This window comes from Corynebacterium sp. MSK006 (assembly GCF_030232385.1).
Classification (GTDB): Bacteria; Actinomycetota; Actinomycetes; order Mycobacteriales; family Mycobacteriaceae; genus Corynebacterium; species Corynebacterium frankenforstense_A.
Genome location: NZ_JASPJZ010000018.1, coordinates 40,597 through 61,781, shown reverse-complemented (window position 1 = coordinate 61,781; position 21,185 = coordinate 40,597). Strand labels below are relative to the sequence as shown.

At 71.8% G+C, this 21,185-nt stretch carries 19 protein-coding genes, 1 tRNA gene and 1 pseudogene; 10 read left to right on the top strand and 11 right to left on the bottom strand.

Annotated features, from left to right (window positions below; genetic code table 11):
• Nucleotides 1–425, bottom strand: a pseudogene (locus tag QQA02_RS09865) (hypothetical protein); the annotation flags it as partial.
• A gap of 555 nt (nt 426–980) precedes the next feature.
• Here QQA02_RS09865 and QQA02_RS09860 point away from each other — a divergent pair.
• The 3 genes from QQA02_RS09860 (at nt 981) to QQA02_RS09850 (ending at nt 3,552) form a co-directional block, all read left to right on the top strand.
• Nucleotides 981–1,811 (top strand): HAD family hydrolase, encoded by an 831-nt coding sequence (locus QQA02_RS09860; RefSeq protein WP_336620417.1) that lies wholly within the window; start codon nt 981–983, stop codon nt 1,809–1,811.
• Nucleotides 1,812–2,023: 212 nt separating this feature from the next.
• Nucleotides 2,024–2,527 (top strand): phage holin family protein, encoded by a 504-nt coding sequence (locus tag QQA02_RS09855; protein WP_284774821.1) that lies wholly within the window; start codon nt 2,024–2,026, stop codon nt 2,525–2,527.
• A gap of 38 nt (nt 2,528–2,565) precedes the next feature.
• Nucleotides 2,566–3,552 carry an alpha/beta fold hydrolase gene (locus QQA02_RS09850; RefSeq protein ID WP_284774818.1) on the top strand — a complete coding sequence of 329 codons (987 nt, stop codon included), beginning with the start codon at nt 2,566–2,568 and terminating at the stop codon, nt 3,550–3,552.
• Between the two features lie 57 nt (nt 3,553–3,609).
• Here QQA02_RS09850 and QQA02_RS09845 read toward each other — a convergent pair whose 3' ends face one another.
• The 4 genes from QQA02_RS09845 to nth all read right to left on the bottom strand — a co-directional run bounded on the left by QQA02_RS09845 (nt 3,610) and on the right by nth (nt 7,266).
• Nucleotides 3,610–4,800: a MarP family serine protease gene (locus tag QQA02_RS09845; RefSeq protein ID WP_284774816.1), complete on the bottom strand. Its 1,191-nt coding sequence runs from the start codon at nt 4,798–4,800 to the stop codon at nt 3,610–3,612.
• Nucleotides 4,801–4,976: 176 nt separating this feature from the next.
• On the bottom strand, nt 4,977–5,816 hold the full coding sequence (locus QQA02_RS09840) for an NUDIX hydrolase (protein ID WP_423777772.1): 840 nt from the start codon (nt 5,814–5,816) through the stop codon (nt 4,977–4,979).
• Complete coding sequence (locus QQA02_RS09835) at nt 5,816–6,436, bottom strand: TlpA family protein disulfide reductase (RefSeq protein ID WP_284774814.1); 621 nt, start codon at nt 6,434–6,436, stop codon at nt 5,816–5,818. Before QQA02_RS09835 ends, QQA02_RS09840 begins: the two co-directional genes overlap by 1 nt.
• A complete protein-coding gene (gene nth / locus QQA02_RS09830) occupies nt 6,433–7,266 on the bottom strand; it encodes an endonuclease III (protein ID WP_284774813.1) in 834 nt (277 codons plus the stop codon). The genes QQA02_RS09835 and nth overlap by 4 nt, the downstream gene beginning before the upstream one ends.
• Nucleotides 7,267–7,475: 209 nt before the next feature.
• Between nth and QQA02_RS09825 the strand changes: the two genes are divergently transcribed.
• The gene (locus tag QQA02_RS09825; protein WP_284774812.1) at nt 7,476–7,604 is read left to right on the top strand and encodes a hypothetical protein; all 129 of its coding nucleotides are present in this window, start codon (nt 7,476–7,478) and stop codon (nt 7,602–7,604) included.
• Between the two features lie 255 nt (nt 7,605–7,859).
• A complete protein-coding gene (gene glxR / locus QQA02_RS09820; RefSeq protein ID WP_284774810.1) occupies nt 7,860–8,543 on the top strand; it encodes a CRP-like cAMP-activated global transcriptional regulator GlxR in 684 nt (227 codons plus the stop codon).
• Between the two features lie 140 nt (nt 8,544–8,683).
• Here glxR and QQA02_RS09815 read toward each other — a convergent pair whose 3' ends face one another.
• The 3 genes from QQA02_RS09815 to sp36 are packed head-to-tail and all read right to left on the bottom strand — an operon-like array spanning nt 8,684 to nt 10,178.
• Nucleotides 8,684–9,505 carry an MBL fold metallo-hydrolase gene (locus tag QQA02_RS09815; RefSeq protein ID WP_284774808.1) on the bottom strand — a complete coding sequence of 274 codons (822 nt, stop codon included), beginning with the start codon at nt 9,503–9,505 and terminating at the stop codon, nt 8,684–8,686.
• A 56-nt stretch (nt 9,506–9,561) separates the two neighbouring features.
• Nucleotides 9,562–10,020, bottom strand: a complete 459-nt coding sequence (locus QQA02_RS09810; RefSeq protein WP_284774805.1) for a RidA family protein — start codon at nt 10,018–10,020, stop codon at nt 9,562–9,564.
• On the bottom strand, nt 10,017–10,178 hold the full coding sequence (gene sp36, locus QQA02_RS09805) for a Sp36 family protein (RefSeq protein WP_169842156.1): 162 nt from the start codon (nt 10,176–10,178) through the stop codon (nt 10,017–10,019). The genes QQA02_RS09810 and sp36 overlap by 4 nt, the downstream gene beginning before the upstream one ends.
• Before the next feature lie 172 nt (nt 10,179–10,350).
• On the opposite strand from sp36, the gene QQA02_RS09800 reads away from it, so the two are divergent.
• On the top strand, nt 10,351–11,523 hold the full coding sequence (locus QQA02_RS09800) for a globin domain-containing protein (protein ID WP_284774804.1): 1,173 nt from the start codon (nt 10,351–10,353) through the stop codon (nt 11,521–11,523).
• A gap of 63 nt (nt 11,524–11,586) precedes the next feature.
• Here the strand turns inward: QQA02_RS09800 and QQA02_RS09795 are convergent, their stop codons facing one another.
• Nucleotides 11,587–11,955 (bottom strand): WhiB family transcriptional regulator, encoded by a 369-nt coding sequence (locus QQA02_RS09795; protein WP_284774803.1) that lies wholly within the window; start codon nt 11,953–11,955, stop codon nt 11,587–11,589.
• Nucleotides 11,956–12,092: 137 nt separating this feature from the next.
• Between QQA02_RS09795 and QQA02_RS09790 the strand changes: the two genes are divergently transcribed.
• On the top strand, nt 12,093–14,348 hold the full coding sequence (locus tag QQA02_RS09790; protein WP_284774801.1) for a transglycosylase domain-containing protein: 2,256 nt from the start codon (nt 12,093–12,095) through the stop codon (nt 14,346–14,348).
• A gap of 114 nt (nt 14,349–14,462) precedes the next feature.
• Here QQA02_RS09790 and QQA02_RS09785 read toward each other — a convergent pair whose 3' ends face one another.
• Nucleotides 14,463–14,930, bottom strand: a complete 468-nt coding sequence (locus tag QQA02_RS09785; protein WP_284774800.1) for a GatB/YqeY domain-containing protein — start codon at nt 14,928–14,930, stop codon at nt 14,463–14,465.
• A gap of 38 nt (nt 14,931–14,968) precedes the next feature.
• On the opposite strand from QQA02_RS09785, the gene QQA02_RS09780 reads away from it, so the two are divergent.
• Both QQA02_RS09780 and QQA02_RS09775 read left to right on the top strand, forming a co-directional pair.
• Nucleotides 14,969–15,889 (top strand): metallophosphoesterase, encoded by a 921-nt coding sequence (locus tag QQA02_RS09780; protein WP_423777771.1) that lies wholly within the window; start codon nt 14,969–14,971, stop codon nt 15,887–15,889.
• 51 nt (nt 15,890–15,940) lie between these two features.
• A tRNA-Pro gene (locus QQA02_RS09775) sits at nt 15,941–16,017 on the top strand.
• A 149-nt stretch (nt 16,018–16,166) separates the two neighbouring features.
• Here the strand turns inward: QQA02_RS09775 and QQA02_RS09770 are convergent.
• Nucleotides 16,167–17,945, bottom strand: coding sequence for a hypothetical protein (locus QQA02_RS09770; protein WP_284774798.1), 1,779 nt, complete (start codon nt 17,943–17,945; stop codon nt 16,167–16,169).
• A gap of 166 nt (nt 17,946–18,111) precedes the next feature.
• On the opposite strand from QQA02_RS09770, the gene QQA02_RS09765 reads away from it, so the two are divergent.
• Nucleotides 18,112–21,183, top strand: coding sequence for a DUF4040 family protein (locus QQA02_RS09765; RefSeq protein WP_284774796.1), 3,072 nt, complete (start codon nt 18,112–18,114; stop codon nt 21,181–21,183).
• The last annotated feature ends 2 nt before the right edge of the window (nt 21,184–21,185 follow it).

Genomic DNA, 21,185 nt, shown 5'->3' with positions numbered 1-21,185 from the left:
GGGCGGGCGCGCGCGGGGTCGGCGCCGGTGGTCTCACCGGGTGCGCCGGCGGCCCCGCGCAGGGCGGCGCCGAGGGCGGCGAGCAGCTCGGGCGACTGGGCGGGGACGACGAAGCCGGGCACCAGGGCTCCGCCAACCTCGACCTCGGGGGCCGGTCCGGGGTCGGCGGCCACGGCGAAGACGCCCGGGCGGGCCGTCACGGCGTCGAGGTCGGCGGCCGCGGCGGCGTCGAGGATCACCGCGGCCGCGCGCGGCAGGTGGCGGGCCAGCTCGGCGGCGCGCTCGGACTCGTCCTCGACGTCGACGGTCAGGTCGAGCAGCGGGCGGCCCGAGGCGGCGGCGACGTGGACGGCCTCCGGGTGGGCGGCCGGCTCGGCGACGGCGACGAGGATGAAGCGCTCGCGGCCCGGCGGTGCGGTGTTCATGGCCCTGATACTCGCGGTCCGCGCCCGCCGGGGAAAGGCCCGCACGCCGGCCTGTGGAACACCCCCGCAGTTAGCGCACATGTCACCGAAAATCTGTGGAGAACGCGGCCGCCTCGGGCGCGGATGCGCTACGGCGCCGCGACGGGCGGAGATCCCCGCCTGACCTGCACGCCCGGGCACCCGGGTGCGGACATAAAGGACGGCCCGCGCCTCGGGGGGGTGTGCGCGGGCCGTCGGTAACCCGGCCTCGGGGGGATGGCCGGGGCAGGCCGCACGGTATATCGGGGCCTTGCAGAAATGATTATGGCACAGCGGGGGTGGGCGAGGCAAGACGTGGAACGAATTTCTTCGAAATTATCTTCGGGGTCACACAGTCGCCCCGCCCGGTCACGCGGCCGCACCCTCCCCGGCACCGTGGACCCCACCCCATCCCGGCTCCACCCCCGCCCCGCCGCACCTGACCGCCCGCCGGGAAGACGCCCCAGAAACCACAACTTCCCCACACGCCACAGGCGTTTCGTGGTCGGGCGGGGGAATCTGGCTAGACTGTCCCCCATGACGTCGACGCAGAGGAACGCGGGCGGGGCACTCCGTCGCGCCGGCCGGGTGGCCGCGTTCTTCGACCTGGACAAGACCGTCATCGCCACGTCGTCGACCTTCGCCTTCGGCCGCGAGTTCATGCACAAGGGCCTGATCTCCCCGGTCGAGGCCCTGCAGATGACACTCGCCAAGACGAACTTCATGATCTCCGGAATGTCCGCCGAGCAGATGGACTCCACGCGCGACCAGCTGACCTCGCTGATCGCCGGCTGGTCCGTCGAGGAGGTCCGCCAGATCACCGAGGAGACGCTGCACTCGGTGCTCGTGCCCACCATCTACGCCGAGGCCCGCGAGCTCATCCGCTTCCACCAGCTGGCCGGCCACGACGTGGTCATCGTCTCCGCCTCCGCGGCCGACCTGGTCCGCCCGATCGCCGCCGAGCTCGGGGTCACCGACGTGGTGGCCACCGAGCTCGAGGTCCGCGACGGGTGCTACACCGGCGAGATCCTCTCCTACAACAAGGGCGAGGCCAAGGGCGAGGCGCTCGCCGAGCTGGCCCGCCGGCGCAACTACGACCTCTCGGCCAGCTACGCCTACTCCGACTCGGTGACCGACCTGCCGATGCTTCAGGCCGTGGGCAAGCCCGTGGCCGTCAACCCCGACCGGGCGCTGAAGAAGCACGCGCTTGCCGAGGGCTGGGAGATCCGCGCCTTCAAGGACCCCGAGCCGCTGTTCACCGCCCCGACCGCCCGCGAGGTCGGCATCGGCACCGGGGTGGTCGCCGCCGTGGCCGCCGCCGCGGTGGGCGGCTGGTGGCTGCTGCGCGGGCGCGACTCGGGTTCCTGAGGGGCTCTCCGCCCCGGCGGACCGGGGCCCGCGACCCGCCCGGCCGGGCCCTTCCCCCGCGGCCCGGGCCACGTGACGGCTACCATGGTCGTAAAGTGATGCGGGACAACGGCGCGCGGACGCCCCACCCGTGGCACCATCGACAACGTTAGAATCAGCTGCGGCACCGGCCCCGGCCGAGAACAAAGACCCCCAACGGGAGGAACCCAATCGTGAGCAAGCAGGACGGACTCTTCACCGAAGGCGCGGACAACTTCGCCCCGCGCGCCGACAGCATTCCGCTGAGCGACGTCGACGCCTCGAACGGCCAGCAGTCGGTGGGCACCCTGGTCAGCAACGCGACCGCGCAGATGTCCTCGCTGTTCCGCTCCGAGCTGGAGCTGGCCAAGACCGAGCTGGCCGCCGAGGCCAAGAAGGGCGCGATCGGCGGCGGCCTGTTCTCGGTGGCCGGCGTGATCGCCCTCTACAGCTCCTTCTTCTTTTTCTTCTTCCTCGCCGCGCTGATCTCCGTCTGGCTGCCCTGGTGGGCCGGCTTCCTCATCGTCTTCCTGATCATGCTGGCCACCGCCGCCGTCCTGGCGCTCTTCGGCTGGCGCAAGGTCAAGAAGATGGGCGCGCCGAAGCGCACCATCGACTCCGTCGGTGAGCTGAAGAACCTCGTCCCGGGCAAGGCCCAGGACAAGCTCGAGGGCGCCAACCGCGGCCTCTACAGCTAGCCGACCCGCACAAAAAGAAGCACCGGAGCCCCCGCACCATGGCCGCAGCACGCGACGCCGCAGGTGACGGGGGTTCTTCCGTGCCCGCCCGGCCGAGCGCCGCGAGCGCCGGCGCCGGTGGGGGCCTCTCGCCCTCCACCGTCGAGCTGGCCGGGCCCTTCACCCACCGCTTCGTCCACCTGCGCGGGGTGCGCCTGCACGTCGCCGCCGCCGGCGACGCGAAGGACCCGCTGGTCATCCTGCTGCACGACGCCTTCGGCGGCTGGTTCGACTACCGCGACGTGCTGGCACCCCTGGCCGCCGCCGGCTTCCACGTCGTCGCCCTCGACGCGCGCGGCTACGGCATGTCGGACAAGCCCCCGGCCGGCGCCGGACTGGACGTGCTGACCGCCGTCGGCGACGTCACCGCGCTCATCCGGGTGCTCGGCCACGATGACGCCGTCCTCGTCGGCGCCGACTCCGGCGGCGCGGTGGCCTGGTGCGCGGCCACGGCACACCCCGGTCAGGTCCGCGCGCTGGTCTCCGTGGCCGCCGCCCACCCGGTCGACATGCGCCGCGCGATGGCCGCCCGCCCGGTGCGCTTCCTGCCGGCCCACCTGCGCGCGGGCTTCGGCCGCCTGCCGGGCGTCCACCGCCTGCCGGAGCGCACCGCCGCCTGGCTGCAGCGGCGCATCCTGGACCGCTGGACCGCCCCGCAGTTCCACGGCACCGCGCTCTACGACGCCGTACTGGACCTGCGTGTGCGCGCGATGCACATCGCGTCGGCGCTTCCGGGCGCGGCGCGCTACGCGCGCCTGACCACGACCGTGGTGCCCCCGAAGTGGCTGGGCAACCCGGTCACGGTGCCCGTGCTCGCCCTGCAGCCGGACCGGCCGACCTTCACGCACCTGGCCCGGCGCGCCCGCAAGCGCTGCACCGCCCGGATGAGCGTGCGCGAGCTGCCCGGCACCGCACGCCTGCCACACGTGGAGGCCCCCGAGGCCTTCGCCGCGGCCGTGGCCGCCTGGCTCAACGAGCTGGACTGACCGCCGCAACGGAAACGCCCACGCCGCACGGCGCGGGCGTCGTCAATCTCCCGTGACTCAGTGCGCGACGCACTCGCCGGTGCCCACCGGCGCGGTCAGCTCGGAGACGTCGCCGACGCGCGCGTGCACCTCGGCGGCGGTCAGCGCGTAGCCGGTGTCGGACTCGTCGAGGCTGGCGCCGAAGACCACGCCGAGCACCCGGCCCTCGGCGTCGGTCATCGGCCCGCCGGAGTTGCCCTCGCGGATGGTGCCGCGCACGGTGTAGGCCTCGCGCTCGACACGCCCGGTGGCGTAAATGTCCGGCCCGGCGATGGTCAGCTTGCTGCGGATGCGCGCCGGCGCGGCCTCGAAGGGGCCGGAGGCCGGGAAGCCCATCACGATCGCGTCCTGGCCGGTCATCGCCGGATCCTCGGCCCACTGCAGCGGCTCCAGTCCCAGGTCGGGCGCGTAGAGCACGGCGATGTCGACCTCGGGGTTGTAGTAGACGACCTCGGCGTCGCGCAGGCCGAGCACCGTGTCCAGGCGCACCGTCTCGGTACCGGCGACGACGTGGGCGTTGGTCATCACGTGGTCGGGGCCGACGACGAAGCCGGAGCCGAGCAGGCGGCGCCGGCAGCTGTCCGCGTCGCCGAGGACGTGGATGACGCTCGGGCGCAGCTTCTCCACCAGCTCGGTGTTCTCCACCTCGATGCGCGGGGCCTCGACCTCGGGCGAGTCGACGGGCTCGAAGGGCGAGAGCGGCGGCAGGCCCGAGTCGTTGAGCATCGCCGCGATCTTGTTGGGCAGCTGGTTCCAGGACTGCGGCGTCGCGCGGTCCACCCCGGAGAGCACCTTCGAGTTGTGAACGCCGGTGGCCACCTTTCCGCCGAGGCCCGCGGCCAGCGGCAGGGAGACCAGCCAGGCGACGATGAGCAGGGTCACCGCCTGGAAGAACGCGCCGATGCAGGAGTCGATGCGCAGCGAGGAGCGCATCTTGAACGAGCGGCGCAGCTGGCCGCCGACCACGGCGCCGGCGACGTTGCCGACGGCCACGAGCAGGATGAGGATCGCCGCGGCCAGCAGCAGGCGCAGGCCGACCGAGTCGGTCAGGCGCAGTGCGACGGGGATCAGCCCGGCGCTGACCACGAGCCCGGAGACGACACCGAGGGTGGACAGGACCGAGGTGGTCGCGCCCTGGCGCCAGCCGGTGATGAACGCGGCGAGCGCGGCGATGACGACGACACCGTCGACGATGAGTCCGGCTGTCACGTGGTTGTACTTCCTCGTCCGTGCGTCGGGTGCGGATTAACTGCCGTCACCTTACTCTTAACGCCCCCGCGGGGGCGCCCTCCCCTTTTGCGCCCCTCCCCCGCGCGGCGCGCTGCGGCGCGTGCCCGGGCGCGGACCGGACGGCGCGCCCCGGTGCGGACGGGACGGCGCGCCGGTCAGCGCAGCACCTCGCCGTTGCGCGACTCGGCCAGCGCCTCGCGCAGGGGGCGGGCCGGGCGCTGCGACCACGGGCGCTCCCAGCCGGCGGTGCGCAGCATGCCGTCGAGCACCGCGGCGGTGAAGCCCCAGACCACGTAGCCCTCAACGGCGAAGGCCGGGCCCCGCCACGGCCCCCAGGCCACGGTGAAGCGGCGCTCGGGATCGACGAGCTCGGCGACCGGGGCGTTGAAGACGTGGTCGGTCTCGTCCGAGCTGGCCACCCCGACCTCGGCCGGGGTGTGCCACCAGGCCAGCACGGGGTGGACGGGCCGGCCGGTGCGCCGCACGGGCACCGCGCCGAGCTCGGCGAGGGGGCTGACGGCCGTGCGGTCCAGGCCGGTCTCCTCCCACGCCTCGCGCAGTGCGGCGTCGACGGGGCTGATGTCGCCCGGGTCGATGCGCCCGCCGGGGAAGGCGATCTGCCCGGCGTGCGAGCGCATGTGCGGCGAGCGATGTGTCAGCAGCACCGACGCGTCGGCGGCCGTCTCTCCGGAGACGGCCACGAGCACCGCCGCCCCGCGGGTGTCGCGTGCGGCCTCCGCTTGATGACGTCCCGCGCGCCCCGCCGGGCGCGCCGGGTCACCGTCGTTGGTGCGGCCGGTGCGCCCAGTGAGGCGCTCGCGCAGGCGGCGCACCTCGCGGCTGCCGCCCTCGCCGTCGAGGCCGGCCACCAGGCGGTGCATCCAGTCCGGGGCGGTCTCCGGGCGCAGGGTGACGTTGTGGCCCGGCCGGTCGGCGGCGGGGCCGGGGCGGTGCGTGGCACCGACGGGGTCGGTCGCGGGGTCGCGGTAATCCATCAGCCCTCCAGGTCGGCCTCGAGTTCGGCCAGCGAGGTGTACGGCTTGGTCAGGGCCTTTGTCACCTGTCCGTCCTGGACAAGCAGGGTCACGGGCACCACGGCCGGCAGCGAGAGGCCGCCCTGGAAGGCGCCCGAGTCGTCCTGGAAGCTGGGCAGGTCCACACCGAGCTCCTCGAGCAGGGCCGCCCCGCGCGCGCCGTCGGGGTCAGCGTGGACGCCGACGACCCGGTGGTCCGGGTGCGCGGCGGCGTACTCGGCGATGACGGGCAGCTCCTCGCGGCACGGCGCGCACCACCAGGCCCACACGTTGACCACGGTCGGGGTGCCCTGGGAGACCTCGCCGTCGGACCCGGCGCCGCCCAGGCAGTCGAGGTCGACGCCTGCGACCGTGGAGCCAGGGCAGTCCGGGCGCGCCGGCACGTCGGCCTGCGCGCCGGCGCCCGCGGAGTCACCCGAGCCGGTCGGGTCGGCCTGGCCGTCCGCGCCGGTCGTGTCGCCGCCACCGCCTGCCCCTCCTACACCGCCGTCGCCGGCGGACTGCATGCGCGGGACCAGCGCGGCGATCAGGGCGACGCTGGCGACGATGACGATGACGTAGGCGAGAAGGTGTCGTTTCACCGTGTGGTCTCCTCTTCGTCGTTGATTCCGGCCATGGCGAGGATGTGCCCCCGGTTGTCGCCGCTGACCAGCTCGGCGGCGGCCTCGGGGTCGACGGGGCCGGCCTTGCCGAAGGAGGGGCAGTCGTAGGCGATCGGGCACGCCCCGCAGGCCGCGCGGCGGGAGTGGCACACACGCCGGCCGTGGAAGATCATGCGGTGGGAGAACATCGTCCACTCGCTCTTCTCTATCAGCCCGGCGATCTCGCGCTCGACCTTGACCGGGTCCTCCTGTCCGGTCAGCCCCATGCGGCGGGCCAGGCGCCCGAAGTGGGTGTCGATGGTCAGGCCGGGCAGCCCGAAGGCGTTGCCGCGGACGACGTGGGCGGTCTTGCGGCCGACGCCGGGGAGTTTCACCAGCGCGTCGAGGTCGCGGGGCACCTCGCCGCCGTGCTCGGCGACGAGCGCCCGGGAAAGACCCACGAGGTTGCGGGCCTTGGCACGGTAGAAGCCGGTGGGCCGGATGATCTCGGCGACCTCGGCGGTGTCGGCGGCTGCCAGCGCGGCCGCGTCCGGGTAGCGCGCGAAGAGCGCCGGAGTCACGGAGTTGACGCGCACGTCGGTGGTCTGGGCGGACATCACCGTGGCCACGAGCAGCTCGAAGGCGTCGCGGAAGTCGAGCTCGGCGTGCGCGTCGGGGTAGACGGCGGCGAGCGTGCGGTTGATGCGGCGGGCCCTGCGGGTGCGGCCGAGGTCGGTCTCGCGTCCGCGGGCGGTCGGGTGCGCGCCCGGGCGCCGGCGCTTGCGCGGGGTCAGGGAGCCAGAGCGGGCGGTGGTGGACACGGGCGCCATCCTACCGGGCACACGTGGGCAGCCACGGGAGGTCTGATCACCGCAGAATCGGGCATAACCGGACATAAATGTTGTATCCCCACAGGTCTGACCAATGGAGTCAATCGGCGCTGACCATGCTTTTTGGTCTAGAACTGAACAATGTTCCGCCAAATTCGGGTGCCCGTTTTCTTGGTATCGCGTGACACTCTTCTGTAGTATTGGGAGACATGTCCATCGTCACCGCATTTGTCGCACCGTGTCTGCTGGGGGTGTTCGCACTCGGACTGGAACAGCTCGAGCGCGCCGCCTTCAGTTCCGGGTCCGCCACCGCGGGCTCGCCAGAGGCGTCGGCCTGACCGGAGAGACCCTGGACTGCACGGTCAGAACCGAATGCCCGGACCGCCGAGAGATTCATTCAGTTGCATGTGACCGGCCGATGAAAAATCTGGCGGTGTGACCGACCTGACGGTAGGGTGTACCCGGACGTGCACCTGCCCCTGCAACCTACTTCCGCTCACGCCCGACTGACACGAAGCGCGGGAGGAACCCCGCCACACGGCAGTGCCGGAAACGGTTGCGTTGAGAAACAGATAAGTATTGAGGAGTTCATTGTGGAAGGCGTTCAGGAGATCCTGTCCCGCGCGGGTATTTTCCAGGGCGTTGACGCTACCGCCGTCAACAACCTGATCAAGGACATGGAGACGGTCCGGTTCCCCCGCGGCACCACGATCTTCGACGAGGGCGAGCCCGGCGACCGCCTGTACATCATCACCGCCGGCAAGGTGAAGCTGGCCCGCCACGCCTCCGACGGCCGCGAGAACCTGCTGACGATCATGGGCCCGTCCGACATGTTCGGCGAGCTGTCCATCTTCGATCCGGGCCCGCGCACCTCCTCGGCCGTCTGCGTGACCGAGGTCCGCGCCGCCACCATGGACTCGGCGATGCTGAACCGCTGGGTCTCCGAGCACCCGGAGATCGCCCAGCAGCTGCTGCGCGTGCTGGCCCGCCGCCTGCGCCGCACCAACGCCTCGCTGGCCGACCTCATCTTCACCGACGTGCCCGGCCGCGTGGCCAAGACGCTGCTGCAGCTGGCCAACCGCTTCGGCACCCAGGAGGGTGGCGCCCTGCGCGTCAACCACGACCTGACCCAGGAGGAGATCGCCCAGCTCGTCGGCGCCTCGCGTGAGACCGTGAACAAGGCGCTGGCCACCTTCGCCCACCGCGGCTGGATCCGCCTCGAGGGCAAGTCGGTGCTCATCGTCGACACCGAGCACCTCGCCCGCCGCGCGCGCTAGGCACGGACACAAGGAGAGCGGGCCCTGGATTCGTTCCGGGCCCGCTCTTTTCGATTGCCGACGTCGCGTCGGTCACCGCGCGGCGTCGCCAGCGGCGCCTTCCGGCGTGCCGGTGGCGGTGCGCGGCACCGCCACGCGGCCTAGACCTGCTCGGGGTGGTCGTTCAGGTAGCGCAGGGCGACGCGGGTGGACTGCTCGGCGGCGCCGCGCAGCACGGGGTCGACGTCGTCGTACATGAGGTTGACCAGCTCGTCGATCTCGAGGTCGCGGCCGCGCTCCTTCCAGATCTTCCGGATCTGGTCGAGGCGGTAGTTGCGGCGGTCGATGTACTTGCGGGCGAACTGCGAGAGGTCCGGGTTGTCCGGGCCGTGGCCGGGCAGCAGGGCGACGTCCTTGCCGCGGCACTCCAGCATCTCCAGCGTCTGCATATAGTCGCCGAGGTCGCCGTCAGTCTCGGAGATCATGGTGGTGTGGCGCCCGGCGATGGTGTCGCCGGTGATGACGCCCTCGAGCGTGGACTCGCCGGGCTTGCCGGACCAGACGAAGAAGCAGGCGCAGTCGGCGGTGTGGCCGGGGGTGTGCACGACCTCGAGCTGCGGGGTGACCCCGTCGACGGAGACGGTCTCGCCGTCGGTCAGTGGGTCGGCGCCGTGGCAGTAGCGGGCGTCGAAGGCGCGCACGGGCGCCCCGGTCAGCTGCCGGAAGCGGTGCGCGCCGTCGGCGTGGTCCGGGTGGCGGTGCGTGAGAAGAATGAGGGCCACCTCGCCTGCCTTGGCGTGCAGGACATTGAGGTGGCCTTCATCCTCGGGGCCCGGGTCGACGACGATCGCGCGCTCGTCACCTTCACGGCGCACGATCCACGAGTTGGTGCCCTCCAGCGCGGCGTAGCTGGGGTTGGTGCACAGGACGACGGCGGCGGAGTCGGTCACCGGCCGCAGCTGACTGTAGGCAGGATGCTGCATGGCCCCCAGCTTAGCGCGCCCGGGCGGGCCTGGAAATTCAGGCGGACCTGGAATTATCAGTCGACCTCTACGATGAGCTCGATCTCGACCGGGGAGTCCAGCGGTAGCTCGGCGACGCCGACGGCGCTGCGGGCGTGGGCGCCCGCCTCACCGAAGATCTCACCGATGACCTCGGAGGCGCCGTTGACCACGCCGGCCTGGCCGTGGAAGTCGGCGGCCGAGGAGACGAAGCCGACGATCTTGAGCACGCGGGTGACATGGTCGACGCCGACGACCGAGTCGACGGCGGCGAGTGCATTGAGCACCGCGGTGCGCGCGAGGTCGGCGGCCTGCTCGGCGTCGACCTCGGCGCCGACCTGGCCGGTGGCGGGCAGCTTGCCGTCGACGAAGGGCAGCTGGCCGGAGGTCCAGACATGGTCGCCGACGCGCAGCGCGGGCACGTAGGCGGCCACGGGGGCGGCGACGGCCGGCAGCTCGATGCCGAGTTCCTTCAGGCGCTCGGAGACGGTGCTCATGCGTCCTCCTTCGGGCGCTTCAGGTAGGCGACGACGTTCTCCGGGTTCGGCCCGGGCATGACGGTGACGAGCTCCCAGCCGTCCTCGCCCCAGGTGTCGAGGATCTGCTTGGTCGCGTGGGTCAGAAGCGGCACGGTGGCGTATTCCCAAGTGGTCATGGCGACCACTGTACTTACCCCGGCCTCACCTTCGCCGTATCCGCCGCCGTAACCCCTCTGAGCTGCACAGGTCGCGCGGACCTACCCCCGCCCGACATTAACCACGGCTACAGGCGTATCAATGGAGACGGGTTTCCCGCCCACTCCCCTGCACCCGACCCGAGGAACCACCATGCACGTCTCCGATCAACCGATCACCCGCGCCCGCCTGACCCCGGAGCACGAGAAGACCGTCTCCGCCACGCTGCCGGCCGTCGGCGAGAACATCGGCACCATCGCCGAGACCTTCTACCACCGCATGTTCTCCGCGCACCCCGAGCTGCTGCGCGACACCTTCAACCGTGGCAACCAGCACTCCGGTGCGCAGCAGAAGGCGCTGGCGGCCTCCGTGGCCACCTTCGCCACGATGCTCGTCGACCCGGAGGCTCCGGACCCGGTCACGATGCTCTCGCGCATCGCGCACAAGCACGTCTCCGTCGGAATCGTCGAGGACCAGTACCCGATCGTGCGCAGGCACCTCTTCGACGCGATCCGCGAGGTCCTCGGCGCCGACACCTTCACCGCCGAGGTCGAGGAGGCCTGGGACGAGGTCTACTGGATGATGGCGCGTGTGCTCATCGACCACGAATCCGCCCTCTACTCCTCCGACGGCGTCGCCCCCGGCGAGGTCTTCCGTGAGGTCACGGTCACCGGGATCGAGAAGCTGAGCGAGACCGTCTCCGCCTTCGAGCTCTCCGGCGAGCTCAGCTCGCCGTTGCCGGGACAGTACACGTCGGTGGGTGTGGTGCTTGACGACGACGCGCGCCAGTTGCGGCAGTACTCCATCATCGACGGCGACGCGGGGCGCTACCGGATCGCCGTCGAGCGCGACGGCGAGGTCTCGCAGTATCTTCAGGACCACGTCGCCGTCGGCGACACCGTGCAGGCCACGCTGGCCGCCGGCGACCTGACCCTGGACGAGTCGACCGAGGCGCCGGTAGTGCTCATCTCCTCCGGCATCGGCTCCACCCCGATGGTCGGCATCCTCAACCACCTGGCGCGCACGGGCTCCAAGCGCCAGGTGCTCGTCCTGCACGCGGACTCCTCGCGCGAGACCCACGCGCAGCTGGGCCAGACCCGCGCCGCCCTCGAGCAGCTCGGCCACGGCGAGCTGCGCACGTTCTACCGGGACGCCGGCGAGCGCATCGACGTCGCAGAGGAGGTGCCCGGCGGCGCGGACGTCTACCTGTGCGGCGGCACCGGTTTCCTGCAGTCGCTGCGGGCGGACCTGGCGGAGCTTCCCGGCGAGGCCGCGCCGGTGGCGGTGCACTTCGAGCTGTTCAGCCCGAACGACTGGCTGGCCTGATCGCCGGGCCTCCCGGCCGGGATACCCGGCGGGACTCCCGGCCGGGCCCGGATGGCCGGCGGCTCAGATGCCGATGAGCTCCCCGCCGTGGGCGAGGTAGTCGGCCCAGTCGTCGATCTGCGGGTTCTTGCGCAGCAGGGCGCGGCGCTGACGCTCGGTCAGCCCGCCCCACACGCCGAACTCCACGCCGTTGTCCAGCGCGTCGGCCAGGCACATCTGCTGGACGGGGCAGCCACGGCAGAAGGTCGCGGCCTTGCGCTGCTCAGCTCCCCGCACGAACAGGGTCTCGGGGTCGATGCCCCGGCACTTGGCGCTCGTGACCCAGGTGCCACGGTCCTGCACGGCCTCGGCAGGCGTCTTCCCGCTCTCGATGCCCAGGAACTCGTCCACGCCGAGTGCGCGCTCGGTCCGGGTCGGTGTTGCGGTGGTCATAGTCCCTCCTCTTTGAAGCGGAGTCGCTAACGTTTGTGTAAGTGTACTCACGCGAATCGCCGTTTGTCGACTAGGTCACATAAATGGGGGAGACCGCGCCTACTTCTTTCCCCGCCGCACCCCGTAATGTTGGTCCCGTGTCTACCTCACGTTCCCTGCTCACCCTCCTCGGCGGAGCACTGCTCGCGGCCGTGCTCGCGGCCGTCGCGCTCTCGCCGGCCGCGGGGGTCGCGGGCCTTGCCGCGGCCCGGACGAGCGAGACCATGGAATCCAACCTCGCCGACCTGACCGACGGCTCCGCCCCCGGGGTCACCACGGTCACCGACGTCGAGGGCAACCCGATCGCCTGGATCTACGACCAGCGCCGCTACCAGGTGCCCGGCGACCGCATCGCCCAGCCGATGAAGGACGCCATCGTCTCGATCGAGGACCGCCGCTTCTACGAGCACGAGGGTGTCGACCTGCAGGGCACCGTCCGCGCCATGGCCGCCAACCTCGTCTCCGGCGGGGTCGCCCAGGGCGCCTCGACGCTCAACCAGCAGTACGTCAAGAACCACCTGCTGCTCGTCGACGCCGACACCGACGAGGAGCGCGCCGCGGCGACCGAGACCTCCATCCCCCGCAAGCTGCGTGAGATGCGCATGGCCTCGGACCTGGACAAAGTGCTCAGCAAGGACGAGGTGCTCACCCGCTACCTCAACCTGGTCTCCTTCGGCAACGGCGCCTACGGCGTCGAGGCGGCCGCGCGCACCTACTTCAACTCCTCGGCCGCGGAGCTCAACGTCCCGCAGGCCGCGATGCTCGCCGGCATCGTGCAGTCCTCCTCCTGGCTGGACCCCTACACCAACGGCGAGGCCGTCATCGAGCGCCGCAACACGGTACTCGACTCGATGGTGGACTACGGCGCGCTCGACCCGGCCGCGGCCGAGGCCTTCAAGGCCGAGCCGCTCGGCGTCGTCGAGGAGCCGATCGGGCTGCCCAACGGCTGCATCAGCGCCGGGGACCGCGGCTTCATGTGCGACTACGCGCTGACCTACCTGGAGTCCAAGGGCATCTCGCACGAGATGCTCACCCACGGCAGCTACACGGTGCGCACCACGCTGGACCCGCAGATCCAGGACGCCGCGCACGACGCGGTGGCCTCGCACGTCAACCCGAAGCAGCCCGGCGTCGCCGAGGTGCTCAACGTCGTCGAGCCGGGCCGCGACTCCCGCCCGATCCGGGCGATGACCTCCTCGCGCGACTACGGCCTCGACCTCGACGCCGGCGAGACGATGCTGCCGCAGCCCACAACGATGGTGGGCAACGGCGCCGGTTCCGTGTTCAAGATCTTCACCGCGGCCGTCGCCCTGGACAAGGGCATGGGCCTGGACACCGTGCTGCCGGTGCCGACCCGCTACGAGGCCACCGGCATGGGCTCCGGCGGCGCCGCCAGCTGCCCGCCGAACACCTACTGCGTGGAGAACGCGGGCACCTACAAGTCCGCCATGACGCTCAAGGACGCGCTGGCGCAGTCCCCGAACACCACCTTCGTGAAGCTCATCGAACGCGTCGGGGTGGCCCCGGTGGTCGACCTGGCCGTCAAGCTCGGCCTGCGCAGCTACGCCACCCCGGGCAGCTGGGACGAGGAGAACTCGATCGCCGACTACATGAAGAAGGCCAACCTGGGCTCGTTCACCCTCGGCCCGACAGCGGTCAACGCCCTGGAGCTCTCGAACGCGGGCGCCTCGATCGCCGCCGGCGGGCGCTGGTGCGAGCCCAACCCGATCGACGCGCTGATCGACAAGGACGGCAACGAGGTCTACATCGAGCGCCCCGAGTGCGAGGACGTGCTCAACCAGGCCACGGCCAACGCCCTGATGGAGGGTATGTCCGAGGACCCGAAGTCCGGCACCGCCTCCGACGCCGCCTCGGCGGCCGGGTGGCGCGCCCCGGTGGCCTCGAAGACGGGCACCACCGAGTCGCACCAGTCCGCGGCCTTCATCGGCTTCAACACCGGCCTGGCCGCCGCGCCCTACATCTACAACGACGGCACCACGACGACCCCGCTGTGCTCGCACCCGGCCCAGCAGTGCGGCGGCGGCAACATGTACGGCGGCGACGAGCCCGCCGAGACGTGGTTCTCGATGGCCAACCGTGTGCCGGCGGCCGCCTCGGGCAACCTGGGCGGCGGCGCGAGCGACCGCTACCGCCGCGGCTCCGGCCCGCTCGGCCAGTCACAGGCCCCGGCGCCGGCGCCCTCCGCACCCTCGGGCGGGCAGAGCGCCGCCCCGTCCTCCCCGGCGGCCCCGGAGGGCGGCCAGCCCGCCGGCGGTGACGAGATCATCCCGGGCGTGCGCCAGGAGGACATCGACACCTTCACCAACGACCTGCGCGGCGCCTTCGGAATCTGATCCGCCGCTCCCCCACGCCAAAGGCCCGGGTACCCCACACGGGGTGCCCGGGCCCTGGTCTATGCCGCTCGCGGCGGGCGGAGCGCCCCGCCGCCGGCCGACTGACGCGGTCGGCTAGCCCTGCAGGCGGGCCTTGACGGCGTCGGAGAGGCGCTTGCCGTCGGCGCGGCCGGCGGCGTCGGCCTTGGCCTTCTTCATGACCTGGCCCATCTGCTTCATCGTGGGCGCCTCGCCGGTCTCCTCGGCGACGGCGGCCACCGCGGCGTCGACAAACTCACCCAGCTCGGTGTCGTCGAGCTGGGTGGGCTGGTAAGCCTCGAAGACCTTGGCCTCGGCCAGCTCGGAGTCGGCCAGCTCCTGGCGGCCGGCGTCGGCGTAGACCTCGGCGGACTCGCGGCGCTTCTTGATCTCGCGGGCGACGACGGCCAGCACGTCGGCGTCGGTCAGCTCGTGCTTGCTGCCCTTGGTCTCCTCCTCCTGGAGGGCGGCCAGCAGCATGCGCAGGGCGCCGGTGCGCGGCTCGTCCTTGGCCTTCATGGATTCCTTGAGGTCGGACCGCATCTGGTTCTTCAGTTCACTCATGGACATCACGCTACCCCGCTGTCGGTAGGGTGAGACCGGTGAAGGGAAATGTGAAGCACGTACTCAAGTCCGTCCTGCCGCTGGCCGGAGCCGCGGCGGCCGCCGGCGCGGGCGCGCTGGCCTGGGGGTACAGCGAGCTCGAACGCTTCGAGCTGCACACGCACGAACTGCCCATCCTCGAGCCCGGGGTGCTGCGCGGCACCGGAGAGTTCCGCCTGCTGCACGTCTCCGACCTGCACATGATCCCCGGCCAGGAGGCCAAGACGGCGTTCCTGAACGCGCTCGACGAGCTCGACCCGCACCTGGTGGTCAACACCGGCGACAACCTCTCCGACGAGCGCGCGGTGCCCGACGTCCTGCGCGCTCTGGGCCCGCTGCTGGCCCGGCCGGGCCTGTTCGTCTTCGGCACCAACGACTACTGGGCGCCGAAGCCGGTCAACCCCGCGAAGTACCTGACCGGCGCCAAGCGCGAGCCGAGCTACATCGACCTGCCGTGGCGCGACATGCGCGCCGCCTTCCTCGAGCACGGCTGGCGCGACGCCAACCAGGCCCGCCACGAGTTCAAGGTCGGCCCCGTGCGCATCGCCGCGGCCGGAGTGGACGACCCGCACCACGACCTCGACGACTACGAGGAGATCGCCGGCGCCCCGAACGCGGACTCGGATCTGGCGCTCGCGCTGCTGCACGCCCCGGAGCCGCGGGTGCTCTCCCGCTTCGCCGCGGACGGCTACCAGCTGGCACTGGCCGGGCACACCCACGGCGGGCAGATCTGCCTGCCGGGCGGGCGCGCGATCGTGACCAACTCGGGCATCGACCCGAAGCGGGTCTCCGGGCTCTCCGAGTTCGACGGGATGCCGCTGCACGTCTCCAACGGGCTGGGCACCTCGAAGTACGCGCCGGTGCGGATCTTCTGCCGGCCGTCGGCCACGCTGCTGAAGATCACGGAGCGACGCGGCTGAGCTGCCGTTTTTGATTTCCGGGCGGGGTGCACTACAGTAATCCGCGCACCACGGGATATGGCGCAGCTTGGTAGCGCGCCTCGTTCGGGACGAGGAGGTCGCAGGTTCAAATCCTGTTATCCCGACCATGCGAGAGGCCCTGGCCGCAGCGGAGATGATCCGCGGCGACCGGGGCCTCAGTCATGCCCGGGGCGATTCACCGGGCGCCTGACCGGGGCGGGCCGGTCCGGCCCGCCCGGCGCGCACGCCATGGGCGGGTGAGCCCCGCCCCTGACGCTCAGCGCCGGAACCAGCGCCGGTGGGACCGCCGCTTGCGATTGCGCTTCGCCTCGGCCTCCTCCGCCGCGGCGTCGTCGGTGTCGTCCGCGTTGTCGGCGTCGTCGGCGTCGATGTAGCCGTCGCCGATGTAGGTGACCTCGTCGTCGACGGGGTCGCCCTCGATCTCCTCGTACTCCTCGGCGAGCTCGTCCTCGTCGTAGTCGTCCGCGCCCGCGGCGCGGTCGGCGGCGACGTCGTCACGCGCGGCGTCGTCAATCTCCCCGTCGAACTCACCCTCGGAGGCGTCGGCGGACTTGCGGTAGTAGCGCCCACCCTCGCGCGAGGCGTGCACGCCGGCGCCGCCGACGTAGGCCGGCTCGCGGTGCGCGGAGCCGATCGCCAGCCAGGCCAGCACCAGCACGGCCGCAAGGATCGCCGCGCCCGTCCAGGCCACGGTGGCGTCCGCGCCGTTGCCCGCCGCGGTCAGCGCGCCGGTGCCCCAGTGCAACGGGGTCAGCCCCGAGACGGCCTGCCAGACGATCGTCGGGTCCGAGCTGGCGGCGGTCTTCCAGACCCAGCCGACCAGGCCGACCTGGACCACCGCGGCGACCACGAGCAACGGGGCGGCCACGGTACGGCCGAGCGCGACGACGCCGACCAGCGCGACGGCCGCCGAGGCCGCCGTGAGCAGCGCCAGGATGCCCGCCGCGGCGAGCACCGCGACCACGCCCGCGCCCGAGAGCACCCAGAACAGCGCGGTGGCCGAGAGCACCGCGCCGGCGCCGACCAGCCAGGCCTCGCGGCCGCGGGCCAGGTACATCAGCCCCGCGGCCAGGCCGCCGAGCGCGGCGAGCGCGCCGATGAGCAGCGCGTAGACCGGGGCGAGCGAGGAGCCCGTCGCAGCCTCCTCCCCGGTGGCCTCGGCCCCCTGCGCGGAGGCGGCGGCCTGGGTGGCCGGCAGCGCGCGGCGCACGTCGTTGACCCGGTCCTTGTTGGTGGCGGCCATGCCGTCGACGCGCTTGGCGCCGTCGTCGAGCTGGTTGACGCCGTTGACCGCCTCGTCCACGCCGCCGCCGAGCCGGCCGAGGCCCTGGTCGAGCTGCTTGGCGCCCTCGGTGGCCTGGTAGATGCCGTCGTGGTAGCCGTAGCCGGGCACGGCCAGCTGGTTGGCCAGCTGGCGCGAGCCGTCCTTGAGGCGGGTCAGCTGCGAGGTGATCTCGCCGCCGAAGTCGACGTTCTCCACCTGGCGGCGGAAGTCGCCGAGCTGGCCGCGCAGCTCCCCGGCGCGCGGGTCGCTCGAGGCGGCCAGCTCGCGGTCCAGGTTGTCCACGGCCTCGAGCAGCTGGCCCTGTACCGCGCCCAGGCCCACGACCTGATCGACCGCGCCGCCGACGCCGTCGGCGAGCTCCGTGGCGCCGCCGCCGAGCTGGCCCGTGGCGGCCTGCAGCTGACGCATGCCCTCGGCGAGCTGGCTGGCGCCGTCCTGGGCCTCGCGCACGCCGCCGCCGAGCTCACCGGCGCCTTCGCGCAGCTTGCCGGTGCCCTCGGCGAGCTGACCGGTGCCGGTGGAGAGCATCCCGGCCTGGGCGGAGGCGTTGGCGGCGGCCTTCTGCGCCTGGGCGATCTGCGCGGCGTCGGCGCCACCGGGGGCGGCGGCGACGGGGGCGCCCGCGGGCGACTCCTCGCCCGCGGCGGACCAGGAGCGGTCCACCGTCATGCCCAGGAGGACGATGACGGCACCGATGAGGAGCGGCACGAGTGCCAGCAGTGCAAGTATGCGGCTGCGCAGAGTGGTCATGTCCTGACCGTATCCGCGCAGCTCGCGCCATAGCTGGCGCCACACCGTCAACTGGGAAGAGGTAGTTGTGCCCTGATAACGTGAAGACGGTTCAAATGTCGATCATGCCTCCATGACGCCCGCCTGTGAAAGCGCTGGGCGGGAGGCTGGAAACTTGGGGTAACGCATGACGCTGGTCGTCGTAGTCGCCCTGGTCGCGGTGGCGGTGGCAGCCTCACCGCCGCTGGTGCGTGCCATGGACAGATATGCGGGCTGGCCGCTCGCGCTCCTTTTACTGGCGGGGGCGTTCGTCCTCGGCCGGGAGCTGCCGGCCATCCTCGACGGTGAGGCGCTCACCGCCCACTACACCTGGGTGCCGGACTTCCTCGGCAGCGGACTCGACGCCGGGTTCTCGCTGCGCGCGGACGCCCTCGGCGCCTTCTTCGCCCTGCTGGCGCTGGTCATCGGCGCGGTGGTGTTCATGTACTCCGCCGCCTACCTGCCGCGTCGCCAGGGCAACACCAGTTTCTACACCCTGATGACCGCGTTCACGCTGGCCGTGGTCCTGCTGGTGCTCGCCGACGACGTCACCGTGCTCTTCGTCGGCTGGGAGCTGGTCTCCATCGCCTCGTTCATGCTCATCGCCCGCTCGGGCTCGGGCGGCGAGGCCGGCTCCATGCGCACCCTGATCCTGACCTTCTTCGGCGGGCTGACCCTGCTGACCGCCCTGGCCGTCTCGGCCACGGCCGCGGGCACCACGAGCCTGTCCGGCATCCTCGCCTCGGACGTGTGGGCGCAGCGCCCGGGCCTGACCGGCACGCTGGGTGTGCTCATCGCGGTCTCCGCGTTCACCAAGGCCGCCCAGCTGCCCTTCCACTTCTGGCTGCCGGAGGCCATGGCCGCCGCCACGCCGGTCTCCGCGTTCCTGCACGCGGCCGCCGTGGTCAAGGCCGGTGTCTACCTGCTGCTGCGCTTCTCCACCGTCTTCCACGACGTGGCCGTGTGGAACTGGCTGCTCATTGTCGTGGGCATGACCACCGCCCTGGTCTCGGCGTTCTTCGCCGTGCAGAAGACGGACCTGAAGCACCTGACGGCCTACTCCACGGTCAGCCACCTCGGCTGGATCGTGACCACCATCGGCGTGGGCACCGGCTTCGCGCTGGCCGCCGCCGTCGTGCACACCCTGGCCCACGCGCTGTTCAAGTCCTCGCTGTTCATGCTCATCGGCGTGGTCGACCACCAGGCCGGCACGCGTGACTCGCGCCGCCTGGGCGTGCTGTGGCACCGGATGCCGTGGACCTTCGGCTGCGTGGTCGTCGGCGCGGCCTCGATGGCCGCCGTGCCGCCGCTGTTCGGCTTCATCTCCAAGGAGGGCATGCTCACCGCCTTCGAGGAGGCCCCGATCGGCTCGGCCGGCCAGTGGATCCTGCTCATCGTCGCCGGCGTGGCCGCCCTGCTGACCTTCACCTACTCGGCCAAGCTCGTCTTCGGCGCGTTTATCGACCCCGCCGAGAACGACCGCGACTTCTCCGACGTCGAGGAGGCCCCGGTGGCCCTCTGGCTGCCGGCCGCCGTGCCCGGCCTGATGGCCATCCCGCTCGGCTTCACCGCCGGTGTGCTCGACGGCCCGGTCGACGCCGTGACCGCCGCCATCGGCGTGGAGAGCTCCACCCACCTGGCGCTCTTCCACGGCGTCAACGCCCCGCTCATCATCTCGCTGAGCGTCTTGGTCCTCGGTATCATCGGCGTGGTCGTCCGCGGCCGCATCTGGCCGAGGATCGAGAACCGCGAGGTCCTGCCGGCCACCGGCAACGAACTGCTCGCCGCCCTGCAGAAGGGCCTGCAGGCCTGCGGCCGCGGCATGGGCGCCATGGCCAACTCGCTCTCGCCGGGCCGCCACCTGGTCTGGCCGATGCTCGCCCTGATCACGATCATGGCCGTCACCCTGCTGGGCACCGACGGCGTCGACGGTGTGCCGATGGCCCCGCGCGCCGAGGACATCGACAACTGGCTGGACCTCGGCCCGATGCTGATCATCGTGCTCTCGGTGGTCGGCCTGGTGGCCAACCGCAACCGCATCGCCGGCGCGGTCTTCATCAGCACCGCCGGCGTCGGCATGACCCTGCAGATGCTGCTGCTGGGCGCCCCCGACGTCGCGCTGACGCAGTTCCTGGTCGAGGCCCTGGTCGCCGTCATCATCATGATGGTCGTGCGCTACCAGCCGCGGCTGTTCCCCGAGGTGCCGCGCCGCCGCCGGATCCGCGCCGCGGTCATCGCGCTGCTCGCCGGCCTGACCGCCTTCCTCGGCGTGTTCACGCTGATGGGCCGCCACAGCAAGTCCGAGCTGGCCCAGTGGTACCTGGACAACGCCCCGGACATCACCGGCGGCAACAACATCGTCGCCGCGATCATCGTCGAGTTCCGTGCACTGGATACCCTCGGCGAGCTCTCGGTGCTGGGCATGGCCGCGATCGTCATCGCCGCGGTCTGCGCCTCGGTGCCGTCCTCGCCGTTCGACCGCGGCACCCGCCCGGCGCCCTTCGGTCAGTCGCAGCTGAACTCGCTGCCGCTGAAGAAGGGCTTCCAGCTGGTGGTCCCGGTGCTGGCGGTACTCTCCTTGCTTGTCTTCATGCGCGGCCACAACGACCCGGGCGGCGGCTTCGTCGCCGCGCTGATCGCCGGCGCCGCCGTGATGATGGCCTACATGGCCAAGGGCCGCGACTCCATCGTCTTCCGCCCCTCGACCCCGTTCTGGCTGACGGGCATCGGCATCGTCACCGCGCTGACGGCCGGTTTCGTCGGCTACGCCGAGGGCGGCTTCCTCAAGCCGATCTACGGCGAGATCCTCGGCGAGCACCTGACGACCTCGCTGATCTTCGACGGCGGCATCTACCTGGCCGTGCTGGGCATGCTGACCTCCGCGATCAACTCGCTGGGCGGCTACCTGCGCCCGGGCGCGCTGACCCAGGAGGAGCTCGACTACATGCGCTCCGACGGCCCGCTGCCGCACACGCCGAGCGACGCGGAGACGCGCGCGTGGGAGCAGGCGTTGCTTGACGACGCCGCGACGCAGGCGGAGGGCACCGGTCGCGGTGCCGTCACCGCGGCCGTCGCCCCCGAGGAGTTCTTCCCCGAGCCGATCGAGCCGAACCCTGACCCGGAGGACCCGGGACCGGACCGCGCGCAGCTGCGCGACTGGGCCGTCGCCCACGGCGGCACACACACCGGGACCGTCAACGACAAGAACAAGGAGGACTGACC